Origin of the sequence: Campylobacter sp. IFREMER_LSEM_CL1085 (genome assembly GCF_025772235.1) — a bacterium.
GTDB lineage: Bacteria > Campylobacterota > Campylobacteria > Campylobacterales > Campylobacteraceae > Campylobacter_D > Campylobacter_D lari_D.
Genome location: NZ_JAKMRU010000007.1, coordinates 80,382 through 88,537, shown reverse-complemented (window position 1 = coordinate 88,537; position 8,156 = coordinate 80,382). Strand labels below are relative to the sequence as shown.

The 8,156-nt window shown below is 30.3% G+C and carries 3 protein-coding genes and 1 pseudogene; 2 read left to right on the top strand and 2 right to left on the bottom strand.

Annotated features, from left to right (window positions below; genetic code table 11):
* Window positions 1-35: 35 nt before the first annotated feature.
* Together L8W56_RS04415 and L8W56_RS04410 are read right to left on the bottom strand one after the other, a co-directional pair.
* On the bottom strand, window positions 36-2,555 hold the full coding sequence (locus L8W56_RS04415; protein WP_263659541.1) for a molybdopterin guanine dinucleotide-containing S/N-oxide reductase: 2,520 nt from the start codon (window positions 2,553-2,555) through the stop codon (window positions 36-38).
* A gap of 1 nt (window position 2,556) precedes the next feature.
* Window positions 2,557-3,135: a cytochrome c3 family protein gene (locus L8W56_RS04410; protein ID WP_133319461.1), complete on the bottom strand. Its 579-nt coding sequence runs from the start codon at window positions 3,133-3,135 to the stop codon at window positions 2,557-2,559.
* Window positions 3,136-3,347: 212 nt separating this feature from the next.
* On the opposite strand from L8W56_RS04410, the gene L8W56_RS04405 reads away from it, so the two are divergent.
* On the top strand, window positions 3,348-7,145 hold the full coding sequence (locus L8W56_RS04405; protein ID WP_263659540.1) for an Eco57I restriction-modification methylase domain-containing protein: 3,798 nt from the start codon (window positions 3,348-3,350) through the stop codon (window positions 7,143-7,145).
* Window positions 7,145-8,155: pseudogene (locus tag L8W56_RS08875) on the top strand (hypothetical protein); the annotation flags it as partial. The gene L8W56_RS04405 and the pseudogene L8W56_RS08875, both read left to right, overlap by 1 nt.
* Window position 8,156: the final 1 nt, after the last annotated feature.

Genomic DNA, 8,156 nt, shown 5'->3' with positions numbered 1-8,156 from the left:
TCTTAGAAGAAATTATCTTCTAAGAAAGAGAATGTTTATACAGCGCCTTTTGGAGCTGTAAATGCTGTTATTTTAGGCGGTAATCCCTTATATTTTTCTATATTTACTAAGCCTGTATGAGAAATGTTTCCGTTTGCTAATTCAGAAGTTGGCATATCAATAGTTAAGACATTTACATTTCCGTATTTGCACATTCCTTCATCATTTGGATCATACCAGCCACCTTCGCATAATCTTACAACATTTGGCATAATATCTTTAGTTACCACAGCACCTGCGAGAACTTGACCTCTTTTATTGAAAACTCTTACAATATCACCATCTTTGATTCCAAGTTTTTTAGCATCAATAGGATTGATTAAGATAGGTTCTCTATCATTTACTGCATATTTTTCACGCAATAAGGTATGACACATTTGAGAGTGAAGCCTATCTGTTGGATGATTAGTTAGTAGATGAAAAGGTGTTTCCTTGGTAGCATTTCCTAGCCATTCTATCGGCTCCATCCACATTGGATGTGCTTTGCAGTCTTTATAGTTATACTTTTCGATAGTTTTTGAGTAAATTTCTATCAAACCTGATTCAGTACCTAGAGCATTTAAGATAGGATCTTCAATAAATTCAGAAAATCTCACCCATTCCATACTTTCTATAGTTGGAGAAAAAGTTATAGGCTCATTTTTGGCCCAAAATTCTTCAAAACTTGGCATTTTTGGCTCAAATACATCCCCATAAGCTTGAGTTTGTTTTAAAGCGCTATTGTAGTATTCTTTAATAAAATCTTTTGCTTTTTTACCATTTTCGGTATAAGCATTAAATACATCATCTCCATACACTTTACAAATATCAGCAAAAATTTCATAGTCATCTTTGCTTTCGCCTATTGGTAATACTGCTTGTTTCATTGGAGCTATATTCATATTAGAATAATCTCCACTCATGGTAATATCATCTCGTTCATAAGAACTTGTGGTAGGCATTACAATATCTGCCATTTTCGCAGTTGGAGTCCAATAAATTTCATTTACAACTATAGTTCTTGGTTTTTGCCATGCTTTGATGTTAGTGTTTGTATTTTGATGATGAACTAATGGATTTCCACCTGCCCAATAAATAAAGTCAATATCAGGATAGGTTATTTTAGAACCATTATTGTCTATAACTTTCCCAGGATTTAATAAAGCATCAGCTATTCTAGCTACAGGAAAAGAATAACTAGCAGTATTTTGTAGCCATTCAGCACCACCTTGAGATTCTCCATTTTTTGGCATACCTTTAAATTTACCATTTTCCCAAATTCCTACAGCTCCTGCTGTAATACCTCCTATAACACCACCTTTGCATGATGGAACACCGCCATTACTATAGTGATAACTTAAGCCAAATCCACCACCTTTAGTGCCAATTTGACCAAGCATTGAAGCTAGGGTTATTAACATCCAATGAGGTTGCTCGCCATGATGAGCTCTTTGCATGCCCCAACCACTCATGATCATAGTAGGGTTATCATAAAAACTTTCAGCTAGTGTTTTGATGATTTTTTCATCAATTCCACAAATTTTACTTGCCCATTTTGTATCTTTTTTAATGCCATCATTCTTGCCATCTAAATAAGCTTTGAACTTATCAAATCCACTTGTATAATTTTCTAAAAATTCATAATTGACTTTATTTTTTTCGATCAAATGACTAGCCATGCCTATCATCATAGCAACATCTGTATTTGGTTTTGGAGAGATCCATTGTGCATTTAAAAATTTAGCAGTTTCGGTTTTTATAGGATCTATGCAAATAACCTTGATTTTACTATTTTTTAATTTTTCAAAGTAAGCAAGACCTCTTTGATCGTTTGAAGTCCAAGCTATTCTTAAAGTAGCGATAGGATTAGCACCCCAAATAACTACTATTTTAGAATGTTCTAAAATGTTTTCCCATGAAGTTTGCTGTTCATATACTTCAATAGAGCCTACAACATAAGGCATTATTATTTGAGAAGCTCCGGTTGAGTAATCTCCGGTAGTCCCTACAAAACCACCTGTGACATTTAAAAATCTATGGAGCAATATTCTACAATTTTGCATATTTCCACTAGATTTCCATCCGTAGCTTCCACCAAATATAGCTTGAGTTCCTTTTTGCTCTCTTGTTTTTTTAAGTTCTTTTGCTATAAGTTTTATAGCCTCATCATAACTTACACGCACAAATTCATCTTTTCCTCTAAGTTCAGGTTTTGGACTGTCGGGATTTTCAAGATAGCTTTTTCTAACATAAGGATATTTCACGCGCGATTTGTAGATCATATCTGCTGTATAGTGTTGTAAAGGATTGTCAATTTGTGTTACTTTTTCCCATGGCTCACTTTTAATTACCACACCATCTTTAATGGTAAGTTTTAAAATTCCCCAATGTGCTGCTGTTATCACACTTCCATTTTTTACTAAACCAGAATTTATTTGAGAAACTTCTATATTTTTACTCATGGCTAAACTAGGAGCTAAAGGCAACACGCTTAACCCTGCTCCGATTTTTAAAAATTTTCTTCTATCAAGTCCCATTTTATTTTACCTCCTTAAAATCTTTTGCATTTTTTTGCAAATACTGTATCACTAGCCAATGATCTTTTTTATCAATTCCTGTTCTATTTACCATTGATCTAAAAGTAGCAGGCCAGCCATTAGCACTAAATTCACTTTCTTTATGAACGCTATGACAAATTCCGCAATTATTCATATAAAGCTCTTTAGCTTTTATAAACATTTCTTTGTTGCTTTTTGCAAAATCTTTCTTGTCAGTCCAAACTTCTATGGTAGCTTTATCCCATTTTCCATTTTTGCTTTTAGTATAAGTTTTAAAATCAAGTTTTGTATTTTTAGAAAATGCAGCAACTATGATTCTTTGACTATCGTTGTAATAAAGCACAGAAGGCGAAGCAGGATTAACATAGCCTGTGATCTTGACTAAAACTTTATTTCCATCAGTTTTTAATACTTCAAAAGGATTTGTGGGTAGCAATCTACCAACAGCTTTTGTGTCATTTTTGCTTAAGTAAAGTGAGCTTACTTCACTTGTAAAAAATTCATTTTTAGCGCAAACAAAAGAAACAAGCGCTAAACAGAAAACTAAAATTTTTCCCATTTTGCCTCCTTGATATTTTTAATATAAACTTATTGTATAACTTTAGTATTAAAATTTTCTTAGTATAAAAATATAAAAAATGCAATAATAAATATTATCTAATAATTTTTTATTAATTTTTAATTTATTTGTTTTTATATTTTCATAAAGTCTTTTCAATCCTTTAAAGTAAATTTTAGTAAAATATAAAATATTCTTTATAAAGGTTAAAAATGCACTTTACTTTGCTAAATGAAAAAGATTTTTTCAACCCCTACTACCGCAAAAAGCAAATTACACAAAATGAATTTGATACTTTTAGCAAGGCTTTAATGCAGTATCTAGAAAGGCTTGAAAGCTCACAAAGTGAAAATGAAGATTATCTTGTAGCTAACACACTTAGTCCATTTTTAACCACTCTAAATTTCAAAACCCACATCAAAACCAAGCAAAAAGGCAAAAGCGAGATTGATTTAGCCATTGCTAAAGATGAGTTTAGCAAAGACTTAGAAGTTCTCATCGAAGCTAAAAAGCCCAACTCAAAAGAATTCATCATCCACGCAAAGCCAAATTCCAAAGCCTTGCATGAAGCCATTTTGTATTATTTTAGAAACAGAGAGCATAGCTTTAGTTTGAAATTTATCATCATCACAGACTTTTATAAATTCTACATTTTCAAAGCTAGTGAATTTGAAGAGCTTTTTTATAAAAACACAAGCTTTAAAAAGCTTTTTGAAGAATTTCAAAGCCCAAATTCACTTTTTAAAGGCAACACCGATGAATTTTACAAAGAAGCAAGCAAACTCATAGAAAATTCCAAAGAAAGCTTAAAAGGCTTTTTTATCGATTTAGCATTTTTAAAAGACAAGCAAAAGTCAAATTTCAAAAACCTAGCAAGCATTTTTAAAACCTTTCATAGAGACTTTTTGCTAAATGAATTTAGCCCAAATGACGCAAACTCATTAAACAACGCATTCTATAAAGAGCTTTTATACATCTTAGGTTTAAGCGAGAGCAAACAACTTTCTAAATTCATCATCACACAAAGTGAGCAAAGCAAACAAGCCCAAGGCACGCTTTATCATCTCATAGCGAGCAAGCTTCCAAAGCATGACTTTGAAGAGGTGTTAAAATTCATCATACTTTGGCTAAACCGCATTTTATTTTTAAAGCTTATCGAGTCTAATTTAGTTAGATTTAATGATGATAAAACCCTTAAATTTCTAAACTATGAAAAAATTCCAAATTTTACTACCCTTTCACACCTTTTCTTTGATATCTTGGCTAAAGAAAAGCACACAAGGACGCAGAGTAAATTTAGCTATTTGCCTTATTTAAATTCATCACTTTTTGAAAAACAAGCCATCGAAAAAACTACACTAGAAATCGCTACTTTGGAAAATGATGCTTTGCTAGAGTATCACCCACACACGCAGTTAAAAGATGACAAAGGCAAAAGCAAAAAAGGTAAAGTAGGTTTGCTTGAGTATTTGTTTGAGTTTTTAGACAGCTTTGATTTTGGAGCAGATGAGCAAAGCGAAGAACTCATCAAACAAAAAGAACTCATCAACTCAAGCGTTTTAGGAAATGTCTTTGAAAAACTAAATGGCTACAAAGAAGGTAGTTTTTATACCCCAAGCTTTATCACTTCATATATGTGTAAAGCAAGCATAGAAAAAGTCGTGCTAGATAAGTTTAACCATACTTTTAAGCTAAATGCCACCAAGCTAAACGAGCTAAGAACCCAGCTACGCCAAGAAAAAATCCCCCAAGAGCAAAAACTAGCCTTGCTAAATTCCATACGCATTTGTGATCCTGCGGTGGGAAGTGGGCATTTTTTAGTTTCAGCTTTAAATGCCATGCTTATGGTGCATTATGAGCTTGGTTTGTTTGAAGAGGACTTTTACCTAAGCGTGCAAAATGATGAAATTTTAGTGCAAAATCACAAAGGCCAGTTTTTAGAGTATAAACGCCCTGATTTTGACAAAGACAAAACCCACCTTTGTCAAAAAGAACTTTTCGAGCGTAAAAAAGACATCATAGAAAACAACCTTTTTGGAGTAGATATCAACCCAAACTCATGTGAGATCACTAAACTAAGGCTTTGGATAGAGCTTTTAAAACACAGCTTTTATGAAAGCTTTGATGATACAAACTATCATGATCTTAAAACCCTACCAAACATCGATATCAACATAAAATGCGGGAATTCGCTTATAAGTTATTTTGAAATTCACAAAAGCCTTTCTCACTACCCAAACATCAAAGAACGCATGGATAAATACAAACGCATAGTCAAAGACTACAAAGAAGGCTTTTACACCGACAAAACTCTCATCGCAAAAGAGATCAAAAACCTCAAAGAGTCTTTTAAAAATTTCTGTTTAAAAGACAAATTTGCCAAAGAGATCAAGCAACTTACCAACGGCGCTAATGAATACTCTAAAAAATACGGCGATTTTTTAGCACAAGATGAAAAAGATGAGAATTTTAGAGCATTTTTCTCTAAAAATATGTTTGAATTTGACTTTGATGAAAGTGCAGCTAAGAAAGAATTTAAAAAGCTTAAAAAGCTTTATGAGAGTATATTTGACTTAGAAAGTGCAAATCCTTTTGAATGGCGTTTTGAATTTAGCGAAGTGCTTGATGAGGGCGGGAGCTTTCAAGGGTTTGATCTCATCATCGGTAACCCACCTTATATAAGAATACAAGGGTTAGATAAAAATTTATCGCAGTATTATAAAAAACATTTTAAAGTGGCAAGTAAAAATTATGATATATACATTTTGTTTGTAGAGCAATGTTTTAAGCTTATAAAAAATAAAGGAACAATTGCTTTTATAATGCCTCATAAATGGATTAATGCTGATTTTGGGTTAAATTTAAGAGAATTTGTAAAAGATAAGATTAGCAAGATTATATCTTTTGGGGAATTTCAGGTTTTTGATGCTTCAACATATACGGCTTTGCAATGGTTTGAGAATAATTCTTCGCATTTGAAATTTATTCAAACGGATAAAAATATCAACTCAAAAGAAGAAATGTCAAATTTTATTTTTAATTTACAAGAAGAAGATTTTAAAATTATAGACAATAAAAAACTATCTTCATCATTTTGGAGTTTTGAAGAAAATTTAAATCAAGAAATTTTCTCAAAAATTAATCAACATATAATGGTGAAAAATATTTTTTCTAAAATTTTTCAAGGTTTAGCTACAAGTAAAGATAGTGTTTATTTTTTAAAAGATTGCAAAGAAAATAAAAATCTAGTTAAAGGATATTCTAAAGAGCTTAATAAGGAAGTGGAGATAGAAAAAGAAATTTTAAAACCACTTTTAATGGGTGATAATTTTCATAGATATGAAAAACCTGTTTCAAATTCAATGGTTTTGTTTCCTTATTATAAACAAGATGATGTAAATACTAAAGCAAAAATGTCTCTTTATGATGAAAAGGAATTAAAAGCTAAATTTCCAAAAGCTTGGAGTTATTTAAAAGAGTGTGAAAATGTTTTAAGAGCAAGAGAAAACGGAAGATTATCTAATGATGATTTATGGTGGAGATATATTTATCCAAAAAATCAAACATTATTCGATAAAGAAAAATTACTTTGTCCAGATATTTGTAATAATACTCATTTTGCTTTTGATGATCTTGGAAAATTTTATTTCACTACAACTATTTATGGTTATGTTAAAAATGAAGAATATAAAAATTTAGATTATAAGTATTTAATAGCTATTTTAAATTCATCATTAACTTGGTGGTTTTTGCAAAAAACTAGCGTTGTGATGAGAGGTGGATTTTATAGGATTAAACCTGCTTATATAGAAAAATTTTGTATACCAAAAATAAATTCTAAAAATGAAAAACTAGCAAACAAGCTTATAAGCTTAGTCGATGAGATTTTAAAAGCTAAAGAACAAGACAAAAAAGCAGACACCAAAACCCAAGAAACCAAAATAAACTCTATCGTTTATAAACTTTACAACCTAAACGAAGAAGAAATAAAAACAATCGAGGGTAAGTAATGAATGAATTTGATCAAACATTAGCGCAATATGGAATTCTTGCAAAAAATGCACAAAAATTAATAGAAAAAGATAGAATATCCATATTTGGCGATACAATCATAGAAACAATAGATTTTAAAATTTTACAAGAAAAAGGTATTAAAGAGCTTGATATATCAGATAGCAAATTTATAAATATATTGTATATAGAAAATGTATATTTAAATTTTAATTTTTTTAATGTTCATTTTACAGACGTAGTTCAAATAAAAGAGGCGTCTTTTGATTATTTTATCTTAATGCAATGTGTTTTTGAGGATAATTTTTTTTTAGATCAGATATCTAGCAAAGGACAAGTAAATTTTTATAGAACTAAATTTAATAAAATAGTGCATTTTGTCAATTCAGAATTTATAGGGCAAGTTGATTTTGCAGAGACAGAATTTTTTGATAAGGTGGATTTCAATAATATTAAAGTTAAAGATTATATAAATTTAGTTAATCTTGTTTTTTGGAAAGTATTTGAAATCAACAAAGCTCATTTAAACAGCTTTACTATAGCTAAAAAAATAATATTCCATGAAGAAGTTGCTTTTTTAGAGATAGAAGTTGAAAAAAATATCCATATTTTTGATGCTAAATTTGAAAATAAAATAACACTTGGTGTAAAAGATTTTGATAAAATGGAATTTATTGATAGCAAGGCATTGGGTGAAGTTGATTTTGGACAATCTAAAGGCAAAGAAGTTATAATTAAAAATTCTAATTTTGATAATAATATGATGTTATCGTATGCACACTTTGAAAATTTATTAATCAAAAGATCAACCTTAAAAGAAATAAGTTTATCTATAAATAATTTTACACTCACACAAAATATAAATTTTAAAGATATTGCTTTTGGAAAATTATATATACCAAAAGAACTTTTTGTAAAGAGCGTGGATTTTGAAAGATGTATTTTTTTGCAAGATATAAATTTGAAGGATTATACCTTCAATGAAGTTGCTTTCAATACTTGCACATTTA